At 65.4% G+C, this 16464-nt stretch carries 15 protein-coding genes, 1 tRNA gene and 1 rRNA gene; 13 read left to right on the forward strand and 4 right to left on the reverse strand.

The features are described 5' to 3' along the window. The first annotated feature begins 454 nt into the window (after positions 1-454). The 9 genes from rrf to E3C22_RS15925 all read left to right on the forward strand — a co-directional run bounded on the left by rrf (position 455) and on the right by E3C22_RS15925 (position 8189). Positions 455-569 (forward strand): 5S ribosomal RNA (gene rrf / locus E3C22_RS15885). A 380-nt stretch (positions 570-949) separates the two neighbouring features. Next, positions 950-1492 carry an inorganic diphosphatase gene (gene ppa / locus E3C22_RS15890; protein ID WP_134763321.1) on the forward strand — a complete coding sequence of 181 codons (543 nt, stop codon included), beginning with the start codon at positions 950-952 and terminating at the stop codon, positions 1490-1492. 408 nt (positions 1493-1900) lie between these two features. Continuing rightward, positions 1901-1977 (forward strand) — tRNA-Met (locus E3C22_RS15895). Between the two features lie 306 nt (positions 1978-2283). Continuing rightward, positions 2284-4239 carry a DNA primase gene (gene dnaG / locus E3C22_RS15900; RefSeq protein ID WP_134763050.1) on the forward strand — a complete coding sequence of 652 codons (1956 nt, stop codon included), beginning with the start codon at positions 2284-2286 and terminating at the stop codon, positions 4237-4239. A gap of 335 nt (positions 4240-4574) precedes the next feature. Next, entirely contained in the window at positions 4575-6569 is a 1995-nt protein-coding gene (rpoD, locus tag E3C22_RS15905) for an RNA polymerase sigma factor RpoD (RefSeq protein ID WP_134763051.1), read from the forward strand. Between the two features lie 13 nt (positions 6570-6582). Continuing rightward, the gene (locus E3C22_RS15910; protein ID WP_134763052.1) at positions 6583-6858 is read left to right on the forward strand and encodes a DUF4160 domain-containing protein; all 276 of its coding nucleotides are present in this window, start codon (positions 6583-6585) and stop codon (positions 6856-6858) included. Positions 6859-6871: 13 nt separating this feature from the next. Further along, positions 6872-7135, forward strand: coding sequence for a DUF2442 domain-containing protein (locus E3C22_RS15915; protein ID WP_167591797.1), 264 nt, complete (start codon positions 6872-6874; stop codon positions 7133-7135). Between the two features lie 52 nt (positions 7136-7187). Beyond that, entirely contained in the window at positions 7188-7808 is a 621-nt protein-coding gene (locus E3C22_RS15920) for a Uma2 family endonuclease (RefSeq protein WP_134763054.1), read from the forward strand. An 84-nt stretch (positions 7809-7892) separates the two neighbouring features. Further along, on the forward strand, positions 7893-8189 hold the full coding sequence (locus E3C22_RS15925; RefSeq protein WP_134763055.1) for an HlyU family transcriptional regulator: 297 nt from the start codon (positions 7893-7895) through the stop codon (positions 8187-8189). 46 nt (positions 8190-8235) lie between these two features. Here E3C22_RS15925 and E3C22_RS15930 read toward each other — a convergent pair whose 3' ends face one another. After that, a complete protein-coding gene (locus E3C22_RS15930; protein ID WP_167591798.1) occupies positions 8236-8757 on the reverse strand; it encodes an RICIN domain-containing protein in 522 nt (173 codons plus the stop codon). A 302-nt stretch (positions 8758-9059) separates the two neighbouring features. Between E3C22_RS15930 and rirA the strand changes: the two genes are divergently transcribed. Further along, on the forward strand, positions 9060-9521 hold the full coding sequence (gene rirA / locus E3C22_RS15935; protein ID WP_134763057.1) for an iron-responsive transcriptional regulator RirA: 462 nt from the start codon (positions 9060-9062) through the stop codon (positions 9519-9521). Then, complete coding sequence (locus E3C22_RS15940; RefSeq protein ID WP_134763058.1) at positions 9518-9826, forward strand: DUF1289 domain-containing protein; 309 nt, start codon at positions 9518-9520, stop codon at positions 9824-9826. Before rirA ends, E3C22_RS15940 begins: the two co-directional genes overlap by 4 nt. Positions 9827-9894: 68 nt before the next feature. Here the strand turns inward: E3C22_RS15940 and E3C22_RS15945 are convergent, their stop codons facing one another. Both E3C22_RS15945 and E3C22_RS15950 read right to left on the reverse strand, forming a co-directional pair. Continuing rightward, positions 9895-11127, reverse strand: a complete 1233-nt coding sequence (locus E3C22_RS15945) for an MFS transporter (protein ID WP_134763322.1) — start codon at positions 11125-11127, stop codon at positions 9895-9897. Between the two features lie 200 nt (positions 11128-11327). Further along, a complete protein-coding gene (locus E3C22_RS15950; protein ID WP_134763059.1) occupies positions 11328-12371 on the reverse strand; it encodes an aldo/keto reductase in 1044 nt (347 codons plus the stop codon). Positions 12372-12571: 200 nt separating this feature from the next. On the opposite strand from E3C22_RS15950, the gene E3C22_RS15955 reads away from it, so the two are divergent. Both E3C22_RS15955 and E3C22_RS15960 read left to right on the forward strand, forming a co-directional pair. Beyond that, the gene (locus E3C22_RS15955; protein WP_134763060.1) at positions 12572-13960 is read left to right on the forward strand and encodes a M20/M25/M40 family metallo-hydrolase; all 1389 of its coding nucleotides are present in this window, start codon (positions 12572-12574) and stop codon (positions 13958-13960) included. A gap of 501 nt (positions 13961-14461) precedes the next feature. Further along, complete coding sequence (locus E3C22_RS15960; protein WP_134763061.1) at positions 14462-15292, forward strand: MipA/OmpV family protein; 831 nt, start codon at positions 14462-14464, stop codon at positions 15290-15292. Positions 15293-15346: 54 nt separating this feature from the next. On the opposite strand, the gene E3C22_RS15965 is transcribed toward E3C22_RS15960, so the two are convergent. After that, on the reverse strand, positions 15347-16144 hold the full coding sequence (locus tag E3C22_RS15965) for an SDR family NAD(P)-dependent oxidoreductase (RefSeq protein WP_134763062.1): 798 nt from the start codon (positions 16142-16144) through the stop codon (positions 15347-15349). Between the last annotated feature and the right edge of the window lie 320 nt (positions 16145-16464).

Here is a 16464-nt window from a genome sequence, read left to right on the forward strand (position 1 = left end):
TGTGGAAGCGTGGCAACACGTGAAGCTTACCGGTACTAATCGCTCGATCGGCTTGATCGTTCTCATTCGTCAATGATCATCCCGCCGGGATGATCATTGTCTTCATTCTTGGCTTCAATCGCCAGCGGGCCCATCCGGGCCCTCGGCTAACGCGCCATCAGGCGCGCCGCCTCGTTCGAGGCGGGGCTGTCCTTGCCATGTGCCGCTTCGCGGCGGGCTCGGACGGTGACAGGGTCGGTGACGTGATTGAAGAAGGCTGCGGCGACGCAGTCAAATGAAAGACCAGGCTTCAGGAAGGGTGCCGTCCGAGCGCCCGCCCGTAAGGGCGGACATCGCGAGGACAGCCCCAGCGCGAATGCGCGTCGTGCCTTATGGCACGGAAAGCCAAGAGCCCGGATGGGCTCGCCGGCGCCTGAGGCCCAGCTTCTCGAATGCAAATTTTGCGATTGGCCGACCTGGTGGTTACAGCGGGGCGGCCGCACCCGATCCCATTCCGAACTCGGCCGTGAAACGCCCCAGCGCCTATGATACTTCGTCTCAAGACGCGGGAAAGTCGGTCGCTGCCAGGTCTGCCAATCGCAAAATCCAGCTTCTTCACACCATCACCCCAACAATACGCCCCGCTCGGTCCCAACCGGCGGGGCGTTTTTGCGTCCGCGACGTCAGAACGCGGGACGGCGCGGGGCAAAAGGACAAGGGCACGGGGCCAATAGGCGTAGGATGCCGGGGCATGAGGGCGAGGGCAGAGGCGAGAGGCCAATAGGCGAGGAACAGCCGGTGAGGCGGCGCCAGGACCCCCCGGTCACCAAGATCCGCCGTCGGCGTTGCAACGCCTTTCTCCAGCGGCTAAGCAGCCAGCCATCGGACCGTCTTCCGTCCTTGCACCACATGGGGGCTGCCGGGCGGTTGGCGGCATCAGGCCGGAACGGCCGAATTCATGGAGATCTTCATGCGCATCGACGCGATCAAGCGCGGCATCAATCCCCCGGAAGACATCAACGTCATCATCGAGGTGCCGGTCGGCGGCCAGCCGATCAAATACGAGATGGACAAGGACGCCGGCTGTCTCGTCGTCGACCGTTTCCTCTACACGCCGATGACCTATCCTGGAAATTACGGCTTCGTGCCGCACACGCTTTCCGATGACGGCGATCCGATCGACGTCCTCGTCTGCAACACCCGGCCGCTCTTCCCGGGCTGCGTGATCAACTGCCGGCCGATCGGCGTTCTCGTCATGGAGGACAACAAGGGCCAGGACGAGAAGATCATCGCCGTGCCTTCGCCGGAGCTAACCCAGCGATACGCCAAGGTATCGGAGTTTTCCGACCTGCCGGAGATCACCCTGAAGCAGATCGAGCATTTCTTCGAACACTACAAGGATCTCGAACCCGGCAAGTGGGTGAAGATCGGCGACTGGGGCGGCAGCGACATGGCGCGCAAGCTGATCGTCGACGCGGTCAACCGTGCCGATGCGGAGAAGACGAAGGCCTGAGGTAACGCTTTTTCGTCGCCCGCTCGCGCCGATGCGTCGCGCGCGGGCGACGAACGGCGCTGCCAGGGTTTTGGCGACCGACGAGGGCAGATGCCCCCACTCCAGCCGCTCTTGTCGCCGGCTGCTGCCGGATCGGCCGGGATCGTGCGATTCGCGCGTCCCTCCTGCCGAGAGGCGGCAGAAAAGAGTGGCGCAGCCTGGGATAACCTCCCGCTTTGGCTGGTTTTCTCCCGAGTGGAATATGTTTCCATCGAAAATTCAGTCGCTTGGGTCGGTTTCTGCGTACGAATGCGGGTGAGGGGATGGGAGGTCCGAAAAAACTCCGGCGAATGGCTCTGCCCCCCTTTTCATTCATCCAACTGTCGCATACATAGCTGCCACCGACGGAGCCAAGCGCGGCGTCGCTGACGCGGGGTGGAGCAGCCCGGTAGCTCGTCAGGCTCATAACCTGAAGGTCAGAGGTTCAAATCCTCTCCCCGCAACCAACTGACAGCGCTTCGCTTTGTCGAATGGATCGGTCGTCCCGGAAGGGGCGGCCGATTTTTCGTTTCAGCGTTCCGCAGTGGTCGGTTCGTGTCCCCAGCTGCTCGGAAGCGACAGGCCGCGGGCATGTCCAACTGGGCCACGGCTGTCCGACGACGGCCGGATCTTTTAAAGGATGAGGGTCGGTTCCTGCACACAGGAAAATGCCCGTGCCGGGCCGCCCTCCGACAGCGGTTTCATCGCGGCGGCTGCCAGATGATCGCGGATCGGGCCTCGCCTCCCGGCGTCACTCGTGGCAAGGAACAGTGATGCGCTTTCCACCCGCCTTTCTCGACGAGATCAGAGACCGGATCCCGATTTCCGACGTGATTGGCCGGCGGGTCACCTGGGACCGCCGCAAGTCGCAGCCCGGCCGCGGCGACTGGTGGGCCTGCTGCCCGTTCCATGGCGAAAAGACGCCGTCCTTCCACTGCGAGGATTCCAAGGGCCGCTATCACTGCTTCGGCTGCGGCGTGTCCGGCGATCACTTCCGCTTCCTCACCGAACTCGAGGGCCTGTCCTTTCCCGAGGCGGTGGAGCGTCTCGCCGGCGAGGCCGGCCTGCCGATGCCGGAACGCGATGCCGCCGCCGAGGCGCGCGAGGCGCGGCGCGGCACCATTCTCGATGCGCTTTCCGAAGCGGCCGCCTTTTTCCGCCAGCAGCTGCACGAGGCGGACGGGGCGAAGGCGAGAGCCTATCTGCGCGATCGCGGCATGGATCCGCGCACCCAGGCGGCATTCGGGCTCGGTTTTGCGCCGAATTCCCGCAACCGTTTGAAGGAATATCTCGCCGGCAAGGGGCTCGGCAAAGAGGAGATCGAAGGCGCCGGCCTCGTCGTCCATGGCGAGGGGATCGCCGTCTCCTACGATCGGTTCCGCGACCGCATCATGTTTCCGATCCACGATGCCGGCGAGAAGGTGGTCGCCTTCGGCGGCCGCGCGATGGCCGCCGACGCGCAGGCGAAATATCTGAACTCCCCGGAGACCGACGTCTTCCACAAGGGCGAGATGCTGTTCAATCTCGCCAAGGCCCGGCGTGCGGCGCGCGAGGCCGGCACGCTGGTCCTCGTCGAAGGCTATATGGACGTCATCATGCTCGCCCAGGCGGGCTTTTCCCACGCCGTCGCGCCGCTCGGCACCGCCATGACCGAACGCCAGCTCGAGCTCCTCTGGCGGACCGCCAGTGAGCCGATCCTCTGCTTCGACGGCGATGCGGCGGGGCTGAAGGCCGCCAATCGCGCGGCAGAACTGGCCCTGCCGGCGCTGAAGCCCGGCCGCTCGCTGCGCTTTGCGCTGCTCCCCGAAGGCAAGGATCCGGACGATCTTGTGCGTGACGGTGGCCCGGAGGCCTTTTCCGAGGTGCTCGCCGCCGCAAGGCCGCTCGCCGATCTCGTCTGGATGCGCGAAACACAGGGCGGCAGTTTCGATACGCCCGAGCGCCGGGCGGATCTCGAATACAAGCTTAAGGGGCTGTTCCGCACGATCGGCGACGAGGCGGTCCGCCGGCACTATCTCGACGACGCCTCGGCGCGGCTCGCCGCCTTTTTCGGTGCCGGCGCGCCGGCGGGGCGCGGCCATCAGGGCGGGTGGCAGGGCCGCGGTGGTGGCGGCCGCGGCGGCTATGGCAGGCGCGACGGCCAGAAGGGCAGGGGCCAGCCGGGACGGGCGGCGATCTCCGACCGGCTCGCCCGCTCGCGGCTCGCCTCGCCGTCGAACCTGCCGGCGCCCTCCCTGCGCGAGATCGCCATCGTCGTCGGCTTCGTCAATCATCCGCTGCTGATGGAAGAAGAGTTCGAGGTCTTTGCCAGCCTCGACCTTGCCAAGGGTGACCTGTCGCGGCTTCGCTCCTCGGTGCTCGATGCCCATGCGACGAACCCGCCGGACGGCCGCGAGGCGTTGCTCGCGGAGCTTGGCAGGCACGGGACCGCGGGCCTCTTCGAGGCCTTCGAGGCCAAGCTGAAGGCCGTCCGCCTCTGGCCGGTCCTCGCCGAGGCTGCCTTCGAGGACGCCCGCGAGGCGCTGCGCCAGATGCTGCACCTCCAGCACCGGTTCCAGGCGCTTCGACGGGAGCTGCGGCTGGCCGAGGAAATCTTCGGCCGCGAGCCGACCGAGGCGGCCTATGCGCACATGATGGAGATCAAGAGTGAAATCGAGCGTGTCGACGGCACGGAAGCGCTGATCGATGGCTTCGGCCTCTTGTCAGGACGCCCCATGAAGGCCATTTGAAGGCTTCATCTGGGATGCTCGTTCGGCGCTGGACATCGGTCGCGGCCAGACGAATTGCCTCAGGCCATTGCGCCAATGCGCTTGACAGAACATATCCGTTCGGTCGAGACGGCAAACAATCAGGTCCAGAGCTTGAAAGATCGCGCGACTGCGCCTTTTTAGATGCGCTGTCCGGCACCATTGAAGTCGTGTGCCGCAAGGATGCGTTCGAGTTATGGTTAAGCCGTCGTTAACGGCAGATGCTGCATATGGTGGCCTTGCGGGTCGCAGCGTGGCGCCCGCCCTTGATTTGCAAGGGCCCGCCCGACGGGCATGCGAACTGGAGAATGAAACGTATGGCGACAAAGGCCAAGGAAAGCGAAGCAGCGGTCGAAGAGCGTAACGACAACACGCCGGACGGACCGCTGCTCGACCTTTCGGACGACGCCGTCAAGAAGATGATCAAGGCCGCGAAGAAGCGCGGCTTCGTGACCATGGACAAGCTGAACTCGATGCTGTCCTCCGACGACGTGACGTCGGAGCAGATCGAGGACATGATGGCCATGCTCAACGACATGGGCATCAACGTCGTCGAGGACGACGAAGAGGGCGGCGAAGAGGAATCGAACGAATCGGAATCGACCGAGGTCGCCGAGACCGGCACCACGCAGGTCGCGGCGGCGCCGAAGCGCGAGGCCGGCGACCGCACGGACGATCCCGTTCGCATGTATCTGCGCGAGATGGGCTCGGTGGAGCTTCTGTCCCGCGAAGGCGAGATCGCCATCGCCAAGCGCATCGAGGCCGGCCGCGAGACCATGATCGCGGGCCTCTGCGAGAGCCCGCTGACCTTCCAGGCGATCATCATCTGGCGCGACGAGCTCAACGAGGGCAACATCATGTTGCGCGAGATCGTCGATCTCGAAGCGACCTATGCCGGCCCCGAGGCGAAGGCGCCGGCGGCGGCCGCCCAGCCCGCGAACGAGGGCAATTCGTCGAACCAGTCCGAGAACGGCTCGGGCCTCAACGGCGAAGCGCAGTCCGGCAGCGACGACGACGAGGACGAGGACGATCTCGAGAACAGCCTGTCGCTTGCCGCGATGGAAGCCGAGATCAAGCCGCAGGTCATGGAGATCTTCGACCAGATCGCCGAGGGCTACCGGCGTCTGCGCAAGCTGCAGGACCAGCAGGTCGAAAACCGTCTCGCCGCGCAGGGGACGCTGTCGCCGAGCCAGGAGCGCTCCTACAAGAAGCTCAAGGAAGACCTTGTCGCCGCGGTGAAGAGCCTGTCGCTCAACCAGAACCGCATCGACGCGCTGGTCGCCCAGCTCTACGACATCAACAAGCGCCTCGTCGGCAACGAGGGCCGGCTGTTGCGCCTTGCCGAATCCCACGGGGTGAAGCGCGAGGAGTTCCTGCATGAATATCAGGGATCCGAGCTCGATCCGAACTGGACCCGCCATGTCGCCAATCTCTCCGGCAAGGGCTGGCTGAAGTTCGTCCAGAACGAGAAGGACGGCATCAAGAACCTTCGCCAGGAAATCCAGAATCTCGCCACCGAGACCGGCCTCGAGATCATCGAGTTCCGCCGCATCGTCCAGATGGTGAAGAAGGGCGAGGCTGAGGCGCGTCAGGCGAAGAAGGAAATGGTCGAGGCGAACCTGCGCCTCGTCATCTCGATCGCCAAGAAATACACCAATCGCGGCCTGCAGTTCCTGGATCTCATCCAGGAGGGCAACATCGGCCTGATGAAGGCGGTCGACAAGTTCGAGTATCGCCGCGGCTACAAGTTCTCGACCTACGCCACCTGGTGGATCCGCCAGGCGATCACCCGGTCGATCGCCGACCAGGCGCGGACGATCCGAATTCCGGTGCACATGATCGAGACGATCAACAAGATCGTCCGGACGTCGCGCCAGATGCTGCACGAGATCGGCCGCGAGCCGACGCCGGAGGAACTCGCCGAGAAGCTGGCGATGCCGCTGGAAAAGGTCCGCAAGGTCCTGAAGATCGCCAAGGAGCCGATCTCCCTCGAAACGCCGGTCGGCGACGAGGAGGATTCGCATCTCGGCGACTTCATCGAGGACAAGAATGCCGTGCTGCCGATCGACGCGGCGATCCAGGGGAACCTGCGCGAGACGACGACCCGTGTGCTCGCCTCGCTGACGCCCCGCGAGGAGCGTGTTCTCAGAATGCGCTTCGGCATCGGCATGAACACCGACCACACCCTCGAGGAGGTCGGACAGCAGTTCTCGGTGACCCGCGAACGCATCCGCCAGATCGAGGCGAAGGCGCTCCGCAAGCTGAAGCACCCGTCGCGGTCGCGCAAGCTCAGGAGCTTCCTCGACAGCTGACGGTGAGAATGCGATGCCGACGATTTCGATCTTCTACGGTATCGTCATTCGCATGTACTACTTCGATCATAATCCTCCGCATTTCCATGCCCAGTATGGCAGTGCGCGGGCGCTGGTGAGGCTGTCGGACGGTGAGGTCCTTGCTGGACACTTGCCGACGACCGCCGAAAGGCTCGTGCGGCAATGGGCGGTCGACCGACACAATGCTCTCCTGCTAAACTGGCAGAGGGCATCCGCGGGAGAGCCTCTCGAACGTATCCCCGGGCCTGACGGTGACGGCAATGAGTGATCCGCAGTTTCCGATGGTCGATGTCCTTGCAGTGCGCGCTCTGCCGAACCATCGCCTCTATCTTCGCTTCTCGACCGGCGAGGAAGGCGAAGTCTCCCTGCAAGACCTGATCGATACGGATGCGCCGATGCTGCGTCCGCTGAGAGACGAGGCGGAGTTTTCGCGCGTGTTCCTCGAAATGGGCAATCCTGCCTGGCCCCATGGGTTCGATCTCGACGCAATCGCTCTCTACATGAGTTTGAGCGAGCAGGGGCTGCTCCGACGATCCGCGGCGTAGATCGGAGTCGAGGCCTCCTCCGCTCGGGCCATATTCGTGCTATGTCGATGGCATGAGCGCGCTGGAACACTATCCCGAACCAGTCCTGTCGTCCCGCGAGGGATCGCTTCCCCGTACCACCCAGGCGGCGGAGGGTCTCTTGCGCCGTCCGTTCACCGTCGCCGAGATCGAGGCGATGGTGGCGGCGGGGATCATGGACGAGCATGAGCGCGTCGAACTGATCGGCGGGGAGCTCGTGCCGATGTCTGCCAAGGGGATCCGCCACGAGCGGCTGAAGACCTTCGTGATGATGGAGCTGGCGCGCAAACTACCCGAAGATCTCACCTTCACGCCGGAAACGACGTTTCGCCTGTCGATCGATACCTTTCTGGAGCCGGATTTCGTCGTCTACGAAAAGGCCGGCGGCCTCGAGACGCTGGACGGCTCGAATGCCCTCCTGGTGATCGAGATCGGCGATTCCAGCCTCGGTTGGGATCGCGGCCGCAAGGCGGCAATCTATGCCGGCTTCGGCGTCCGCGAACTCTGGGTCATCGATGCCGTGCGCCTGCAGACGCGGGTTTTTCGCGAACCGGCGCCGACCGGCTATCGCCGGATCGTCGACCTCGGGGCCGACGCGGCGCTGGAAGCTGCCGCGATCCCGGGGCTCGCCATCCGCCTCTCCGACCATAACTGATCGCTCATGGCCCTGACGATACGGGCCTCGTGACCAAGGCCGGCCAGTCGACCCGCATCGTCCGGGGCCGAGCGAGGAGTTTGCATGTCCTTCCTGAAGAAGCTGTTCGGCGGCTCCGGCGGCCAGCCATCCGCCGCGGGCGAGCCCTCCGTCGCCGACAGCCGCGACTATGCCGGTTTCACCATCAAGGCGACGCCGATGCCCGAGGGCGCGCAGTTCCGTCTAGCCGCGCTGATCGAGAAGGAGATCGGCGGCGAAACCAGGTCGCACCGGATGATCCGCGCCGATCTGTTTTCGTCGAAGGATGAGGCCGCGCAATTTGCCTTCCGCAAGGCCGAGCAGATGATCGACGAGCAGGGCGAGGCGATCTTCCAGAGCTGAGCCGCGTCATGCGGCCCGGATGGCGATGCGATCTGCCGCCGTCCCGTCAGCGCGCTTCCTTCCAGGTCGGCGAGACCTGCCAGAACTGCCCGGAATAATTGGCGCAGCGGGTGAGATGCGGCTCGTTGTCGTCGGCCCCGCCATTGTAGATGTCGAGGCACATCTTCGGCCCGCGGAACTGCGTCGTCAGGCGATAGGTCTCGCCGTCCCGCTGGAAGCGCCAGAACTGGCCAGAGTAGTTCCCACAGGGAGCGAGATGGACCTGATTGTTGCGTTGCCCGCCGTTGAAGACGTCGAGGCACATGCCTTGCCCTCGGAACATCGTCGTCAGCCGGTAGTAGCCGTTGCCGGCGGGCGTCAGCTTCCAGTACTGGCCGGAGACGTCCGCCGCCGGCGCGAGATGCGTCATGTCGTTCTTCGGCCCGCCGTTGTAGACGTCGAGGCGCATGTCGCCGCCGCGGAACTCCGTCGACAGCGTCTGGAAATAGCGGAGATCGAACTGCTGCGCCGAAGCGCTGCCCATGGCACACAGAACGAGACCCATCGTGGCGGCAAGCCCACGCAGCATTTTTCGCATCCCCCGATCGTTGCGGAACGCCGAATAGCATCTGACCTTACGTAAAGAAAGTCCTGCGTCGAAATTATCCGCTGCGTAGGGCGCCGCTGAAGTGGCGATATCGGCTCGGCTGTGGCAGTTCAGGCAGACCGTCAGACGCCACGACAGGTCGTTCGAGCCGCAAATAACGGGGATGACGGCGGCCCCACTGGCGAAGGGGTTTGCCTTCTACCTTTTAATTGCTCTAAAAAGCCTTAATTGAGGGGTCAGGAGGAGAAGCGGCAGCGCCGCTTCGTGACAAGGGCAGATCATCAATGCGACTCACGCGCCAGACCAACTACGCCATCCGGATTCTGATGTATCTTGCGACGAATCCCGGGCGGTTGAGCAAGCTTGGCGACGTCGCCAGATCCTATGCGGCGCCAGAGCCCTTCATGTTCAAGATCCTCCAGCCGCTGGTCGGCTCCGGTCTCGTCGAGACCGTGCGCGGCCGCAACGGCGGCATCCGCCTCGGACGTCCGGCCGCGACGATCACGCTGCGCGAGGTCGTGGTGCTGATGGAAGAAAACTTCGCCATGGCGGAATGTTTTGATGGCGGCACGACGGACTGCCCGCTGGTCTTCCATTGCGAGCTGAACGCCGCGCTCCGTCAGGCGCTCGAAGCGTTTCTGTCGACGCTCGGCCGCTTCTCGATCGCCGATCTCGTCGAAAACCGACCCTTCCTGTCAGAGACTCTCGGCATTCCGATGGCGACGGAGCACGCGGCGCTTTCATGAGTTCGACGAGCAGCGCAGCGGCGCAGCCGGAAGACGACGACGCGGTCTGGGAGACCGCTCCCTCGCCCTGCATCGACGTGTGCAAATACAAGCGGCAGGGGCGCTGCATCGGCTGTTCGATGACCAAGGCCGAGAAGGACGCCTTTCCGCACCACGGCGGCGGCGCCGCCAAGCGCGCGTTTATCGAGGCGCTGATCGCAAGGCTCGAGGAAAGCGGCCGCAACCCTGCCTTCTGGGCCTATACCTACCAGCACAAATGCAAGCGCGAAGGCGTTCCCTGCCCGGTGGAGATCGCCGAGGAATAGCCGGAGGGACGAGGCAGCGGCCAGCATCGGCTTTGCTGCGACCGCTGTCTAATAGCCTCAGGTGCGTACTAGTCGCGCGCCAGGCGCTGCGCCTTCCGCAATTGCGGGAACATCCAGGCCCACAGACCTGCGACCGCAACCGTCGCCGCGCCGCCGACGACGACCGCCGGCACGGCGCCGATGAGCTTTGCCATGCCGCCGGCGCGGAACTCGCCGAGCTCGTTCGACGCGCCGATGAAGACCATGTTGACGGCGTTGACGCGGCCGCGCACGTCGTCGGGCGTCCATAGCTGCATCAGCGTCTCGCGCACATAGACGCTGATCATGTCGGATGCCCCCATCACCATCAGCGCCGGCACCGACACCCAGATCGTTGTCGAGATGCCGAAGACCATGGTGAAGGCGCCGAACAGCCCGACGAAGACGAACATGATCGCGCCGGCATGGTTGCGGATCGGCCGGGCGGCGAGATAGAGCGCCATCGGCAGGGCGCCGAAGCCCGGCGCGGCCCTGAGGAGCCCCAGTGCGAAGGGGCCTGCGTCGAGGACGTCGCGGGCATAGACCGGCATCAGCGCGACGGCGCCGCCGAGGAGCACGGCGAAAAGATCGAGCGAGATGGCGCCGAGAACGATCGGCTCGCTCCAGATGAAGCGGAAGCCGGCGACGATCGTCTCGAGGCTCGCCGGTTCGCTGGTGCGGCGGTGTGCGGGCGCTTCGATGGCGAGGACGAAGACGGCGCTCGCCAGGAACAGCGCGGCACCGGCGCCATAGGCGACGAGCGGCGAGAGGCCGTAGAGGAGGCCGCCCGCCACCGGCCCGACGATTGCGGCGACCTGCCAGGAGGAGGAGTTCCAGGCAATGGCGTTGGCGAGTTCTTCCTTGGTGACGAGATTGACGACAAGGGAACTCGAGGCCGGGCCGAAGAAGGCCCGGGCGATACCGAAGAGGATCAGGATCGCGAAGATGGGATTGGGCGAGGCGAGACCGAGATAGGTCACGGCGACGAGGACGAGGGTGCCCAGTCCCTCGACGGCGACGGCGATGCCCATGATGTGCCGGCGCGGGAAGCGGTCGGCGGCGGCGCCGGTGACGAGGACGAGGAGGAATGCCGGGACGAACTGGCACAGCCCGACGAGGCCGAGATCCCACGGATCACGCGTGATGTCGTAGATCTGCCAGCCGACCGAGACGACGACGATCTGGGTCGCGAAGGTCGCGGCGAAACGCGACAGCCAGTAGAGCAGGAACTGCCGGTTGCGGAAGGCGGCGAAGCGGTCTTCGCCATGCGGGCCCTGCGGCACCTTGGGCGCCGGCGTCGTGGCGGAGGGCAGGGAAGTCGGTTCGTCGGTCACGTCGGATGCCTGAGGTCGGCAGGGCGCAAAGGGCGCTCCGCCGCTCGGGGCAGGGGCGTCGAACGTCCAGGTGGAAAGGTGTCGCTTCGGCCGTCAGGCGGCGAACCGGTGGGAGGCGGAGCAGAAGGGCGCTCCGCCCGGGCGCTTCCTTACAGCGGAAGCGGGTGGCGGCGATAGACCGCCGCGATGTCGGCCATCACCTCGTCCGACAAAGTGAGGTCGGCCGCGCCGATGGCGTTCTTCAGCTGGTCGAGCGTGGTCGCGCCGATGATCACCGAGGTCATGAACGGACGGGTCAGGCCGAAGGCGATCGCCATCTGCGCCGGATCGAGACCATGCTTGCGCGCGATCTCGCAATATTCGTCGGCGACGATCGTCGCATATTCGGTGTGGCGCCCGCCGAGGCCCTTGTTGATCGAGCCCCGCGAGCCGGGCGGCACGGCGCCGGCGGTGTATTTCCCCGTCAGAAGACCTGCGGCGAGCGGCGAATAGGCGAGCAGTCCCACCTGTTCGTTCAGCGCCGTTTCGGCAAGGTCGAGATCGAAGAGCCGGCACATCAGCGAATATTCGTTCTGGATCGAGGCGACGCGCGGCGTGCCGTCGCGCTCGGCGATCGACACATACTGCGTGATGCCCCAGGCACTTTCGTTGGAAAGCCCGACATGGCGGATCTTGCCGGCCTTCACCTGCTCGCCGAGTTCGTCGAGGACCTCCTCGATGTTCGCCTTCACCGCATCCGGCTGCTGGCCGCTCGGATCGAAGGTCCAGTTCTGGCGGAAGTGGTAGGAGCCTCTGTTCGGCCAGTGCAGCTGGTAGAGATCGATGCGGTCGGTCTGGAGCCGCTTGAGACTGGCGTCGAGCGCCCGGCGGATCGAATCGGCGGTGATCGGCTCGCCGCCGCGGACCTTCTGGTTGCCGGCGCCGGTGATCTTCGAGGCGAGCACCACGTCGTCGCGCCGGTCGTTTGCGGCGAACCACGAGCCGATGATCTCCTCGGTGCGGCCGACGGTCTCGGCCTGCATCGGCGTCGTCGGATACATCTCGGCGGCGTCGAAGAAGTTCACCCCCATCTCGACGGCAAGGTCCATCTGGGCGTGGCCTTCGGCTTCCGTGTTCTGCGAGCCCCAGGTCATGGTGCCGAGGCAGATCTCGCTGACGGAAAGGCCGGTGCGGCCGAGCGGGCGATATTGCATGAAGAATTCCCGGAAAGTGGAGCGTGTCGGATGGCGGCGGCCGCGCTGCGGCAGGGCCTTGCCGCGAACATAGCCGGATCGCGCATCGGTGCAATGGTTCGGTGTGGCGGCAGAATCTACGCTCTGTCTTGCCGAAACCCCGGGCCGGCCGATACTCCCTGCCTGACAAGATCTCCCGATTCCAGCCAAGGACCCGACCCATGGCCAATCTCGACAGCGTCCTCGCCTGTCTCGACCTCAATCTCGACCGCTCGCTGGAGCGACTGTCGGCGCTGCTGCGCATCCCGTCGATCTCCACCGACCCGGACTATGCCGAACAGTGCCGGCTGGCCGCGGAGTTCCTTGCCGGCGACCTTGGCGCGATCGGCTTCGAGGCGGCGGTGCGCGAGACGCCGGGCCACCCGATGGTCGTCGCCCATCACGACGGCCCGGAAGGGGCGCCGCATGTCCTCTTCTACGGCCATTACGACGTTCAGCCGGTCGATCCGCTCGACGAGTGGAAGACCGGGCCGTTCGAGCCGGTCGTCAGTCAGATGCCGGACGGGACGAAGCGCATCGTCGCCAGGGGCTCGGCCGACGACAAGGGCCAGCTGATGACCTTCATCGAGGCCTGCCGGGCCTTCAAGGCCGAGACCGGCGGTCTGCCCTGCAAGGTGACGATCTTCCTCGAAGGCGAGGAAGAATCCGGCTCGCCTTCGCTCAACCCCTTCCTCGACGCCAATCGGGACGAACTCTCCGCCGACGTGGCGCTGGTCTGCGACACCAATATGTGGGACCGCGAGACGCCGGCGATCTCGACGGGGCTGCGCGGCCTCGTCGGCGAGGAGATGGTCGTCAGGGCCGCCAGCCGCGATCTGCATTCCGGCTATTATGGCGGCGCGGCGCAGAACCCGATCCATGTGCTCGCGAAAATTCTCGCCGAGATGCGCGATGCCGACGGCGGCGTCACCATTCCCGGCTTCTATGACGGCGTCGAGGAGCCGCCGGAGAGCGTCAAGGCGAGTTGGCGGGCGCTCGGCATGTCCGACGCAGCCTTCCTCGGCGAGGTCGGCCTCTCGGTCCCGGCCGGCGAAAAGGGCCGCTCGGTGCTGGAGCAGACCTGGTCGCGCCCGACGGCGGAGGTCAACGGTATCTCCGGCGGCTATACCGGCAAGGGCTTCAAGACGGTGATCGCCGCCGAGGCGACGGCGAAAGTCTCCTTCCGGCTCGTCGCCGGCCAGGATCCGGCGAAGATCCGCGCAGCGTTCCGAAGCTTCGTCGAGGAGCGGCTGCCGGAGGATTGCAGCGTCGAGTTCCATCCCCATGGCGGCTCGCCGGCGATCCAGCTGCCCTTCGATTCGCCGCTGCTCGACAAGGCCCGCCAGGCGCTGTCCGACGAATGGCCGAAGCCTGCGGTGATGATCGGCATGGGCGGCTCGATCCCGGTGGTCGGCGAGTTCAAGTCGAGGCTCGGCATGGAATCGCTGCTGATCGGCTTCGGCCTCGGCGACGATGCCATCCACTCGCCGAACGAGAAGTACGAGATGACGTCCTTCCACAAGGGACAGCGGTCCTGGGCGCGCATTCTCGCAGCGCTCGGGGCGAGGTAAGGGCGCCTGTCGGTGCGTTTGCGCCAGCCCCGCGCAAGGCGGCGCATCTATTAACCGGTTCTTAACGGATCGGCGCTAATTTGAATGGAATAGGGGACACCGAAAAAGGCACGACATCGCGAGGGGTGATCGATTTTTGGTCACGATCATGCGATAGGCCGATTTGCGGTGTGGGGATGACCGTACCTCGAAAGAGGCAGCGGGGGACAGCTGGAAGGGTGCGGCAATCGGGGGATCGCCGCACCCTTCTTGCATTTGCCCTGCCGCATCCCGAATTCCATCGACCTGCGACGGCGAATCCTTTCGGCTGCAACCGTCTGTCACCCTCCTGCAACGGCGCGATTCGAATGATGCGACGGGTGCCGCTTTTTGCCGGTGTGTGAATTGCGCTCTGTCGATCCGTCCGGCATGTGTTGACCCACAGCATGCCCGACGGGGCGCTCGGCCGGCGCTCCGCAGCAGTCAGAACGAGGCATGCGAAAAGGCTGGAGTATCAGACCCATGGCTTTGCGCTTTGCCTCGGCGGTTTTCGCCATGCTGCTTGGTTCGACCGTCCTGGCGAGCGCGGCCGATGCCGTGGGCCCGTACGATCCCGCGCCCGCTGCACCGCAGCCGGCGGCCGTCGACTATGGCGGCGACGACTTCGTCTTCGAACTTGGCATCAAGGGCGTCATCGATCCGGAGTATCTCGGCTCCGACGACTATCGCATCCTGCCCGGCGCGATCTTCTCCGTCGAATATCTGAACCTTCCCGGCCTCGGCTCCTTCGGCGGGCCGGACGGCCTCGGCTTCTCGATCGGCCCCGCCTTCAACGTCGTCGGCGAGCGCAAGGTGTCTGATCACCCCGAGCTCAACGGCCTGGACGACGTCGACACCACCTACGAGGCCGGCATCAAGGTTTCCTACGAGTGGCAATATGCCGAGGTCTACGGCTCGGCCCGCTATGCCTTCGGCGGCGCGGAAGGCTTCGTCGGCGATGCCGGCGCCAATCTGATCGCCCGGCCGACGGACACGGTGACGCTGAAGCTCGGCCCGACCGTCAGCTTCGCCTCGAAGGAATACATGGAGACCTATTTCTCCGTCAGCCCGGGCGAGGCGGCAGCCAGCGGCGGCAAGTTCTCGACCTTCGAGGCCGACGGCGGCGTCAAGAGCGTCGGCGTCGCGGCCTCGGCCCGCTACGAGTTCTCGCCGGACTGGTTCCTCAACGCGGACGCGTCCTGGGACAAGCTGGTCGGCGACGCCAAGGATTCGCCGATCGTCAAGGCCGGCGACGACGACCAGTATTCCTTCACCCTCGGCGTTTCGAAGAAGTTCTCGCTCGACCTCTGGTGACCGGGTGAGTGCGGGCGGCCTGACGCCGCCCGCCCCGCGCACTTCACTGCAGCCTCACGGCACGATCGAATCGACGACGCCGCCATCGACGCGCAGCGCTCCGCCGCTGGTCGCCGAGGCTTCCTTCGAGCAGGCATAGACGATCATGTTGGCGACCTCCTCGACGGTCGCCGGGCGCCCGAGCACCGAACTCGGCCGTTCCGATTTCACGAACATCTCGCCGGCTTCCTCGACCGAGACACCCTTCTCCTCGGCCATCTCCTTCAGCATCTCCTTGACGCCCTCCGACATGGTCGGGCCGGGCAGCACAGAATTGACCGTGACGCCGGTGCCGGCCGCGAGCTTGGCAAGACCGCGGGAAATCGACAGGAGCGCCGTCTTGGTGAAGCCGTAATGGATCATGTCGGCCGGGATGTTGAGCGCCGATTCCGACGACAGGAACACGACGCGCCCCCAGCCGTGCTCCATCATCTTCGGCATGTAGGCGCGGGCGAGCCGGACGCCGGACATGACGTTCAGCTGGAAGAACGTCTCCCAGGTCTCGTCGCTGATCTCGAAGAACGGCTTCGGGCCGAAGATCCCGACATTGTTGACGAGGATGTCGGCTTCCGGAGCTGCCTTGACGAAGCTGTCGCAGCCCTCGGCGCTGCCGAGGTCCGCGGCGATGCCGGAAACGTCGGAGCCCGGCGCGGCCTCGAGGACGGCGCGGATCGCGGTCTCGACGCGGTCGCTCTCGCGGCCGTTGACGATGACGCGGGCGCCGGCCCGGGCGAGGCCCTTGGCGGCGGCAAGTCCGATGCCGCCCGTCGAGCCGGTGACGATGGCGGTCTTGGTGGAAAGGTCGATCTGCATGGGGCTCTCCTGTCGTCTCGTCCCGCCGTTGCGGGTTTGAGATCGCAAGTAGCGCCGGCGCGGCGATCGCCAGGGCAGGGGCAAGCAACGGTGCGTTCGCGAAGCTTGCGTCCGGCCGGCCGGCATTCCTTAAAGCCCCGTTAAATCGCCGCAATTACCATCGACAAGCGAGACTGCCGATTCCGGTACGGCGGCGTTGTCGATGCCGCGCCAGTGGCCTGTGGGGACAGGCATTCCGGAAGGATGACCCGGCACCGCCGATCAAAGGCGGGTCGGTGGTCGCGGCGAATGGGGAAATTTCAGGAGGGGGTTCGCGAGCG

The organism is Jiella endophytica, from assembly GCF_004519335.1.
Lineage (GTDB): Bacteria > Pseudomonadota > Alphaproteobacteria > Rhizobiales > Rhizobiaceae > Jiella > Jiella endophytica.

Excerpts from the sequence above, each read along its gene's own strand:
- ppa (WP_134763321.1), top strand. The coding sequence starts at position 950 with ATGCGCATCGACGCGATCAAGCGCGGCATCAATCCCCCGGAAGACATC.
- dnaG (WP_134763050.1), top strand. The coding sequence starts at position 2,284 with ATGCGCTTTCCACCCGCCTTTCTCGACGAGATCAGAGACCGGATCCCG.
- rpoD (WP_134763051.1), top strand. The coding sequence starts at position 4,575 with ATGGCGACAAAGGCCAAGGAAAGCGAAGCAGCGGTCGAAGAGCGTAAC.
- E3C22_RS15910 (WP_134763052.1), top strand. The coding sequence starts at position 6,583 with ATGCCGACGATTTCGATCTTCTACGGTATCGTCATTCGCATGTACTAC.
- E3C22_RS15915 (WP_167591797.1), top strand. The coding sequence starts at position 6,872 with ATGGTCGATGTCCTTGCAGTGCGCGCTCTGCCGAACCATCGCCTCTAT.
- E3C22_RS15920 (WP_134763054.1), top strand. The coding sequence starts at position 7,188 with ATGAGCGCGCTGGAACACTATCCCGAACCAGTCCTGTCGTCCCGCGAG.
- E3C22_RS15925 (WP_134763055.1), top strand. The coding sequence starts at position 7,893 with ATGTCCTTCCTGAAGAAGCTGTTCGGCGGCTCCGGCGGCCAGCCATCC.
- E3C22_RS15930 (WP_167591798.1), bottom strand. The coding sequence starts at position 8,757 with ATGCTGCGTGGGCTTGCCGCCACGATGGGTCTCGTTCTGTGTGCCATG.
- rirA (WP_134763057.1), top strand. The coding sequence starts at position 9,060 with ATGCGACTCACGCGCCAGACCAACTACGCCATCCGGATTCTGATGTAT.
- E3C22_RS15940 (WP_134763058.1), top strand. The coding sequence starts at position 9,518 with ATGAGTTCGACGAGCAGCGCAGCGGCGCAGCCGGAAGACGACGACGCG.
- E3C22_RS15950 (WP_134763059.1), bottom strand. The coding sequence starts at position 12,371 with ATGCAATATCGCCCGCTCGGCCGCACCGGCCTTTCCGTCAGCGAGATC.
- E3C22_RS15955 (WP_134763060.1), top strand. The coding sequence starts at position 12,572 with ATGGCCAATCTCGACAGCGTCCTCGCCTGTCTCGACCTCAATCTCGAC.
- E3C22_RS15960 (WP_134763061.1), top strand. The coding sequence starts at position 14,462 with ATGGCTTTGCGCTTTGCCTCGGCGGTTTTCGCCATGCTGCTTGGTTCG.
- E3C22_RS15965 (WP_134763062.1), bottom strand. The coding sequence starts at position 16,144 with ATGCAGATCGACCTTTCCACCAAGACCGCCATCGTCACCGGCTCGACG.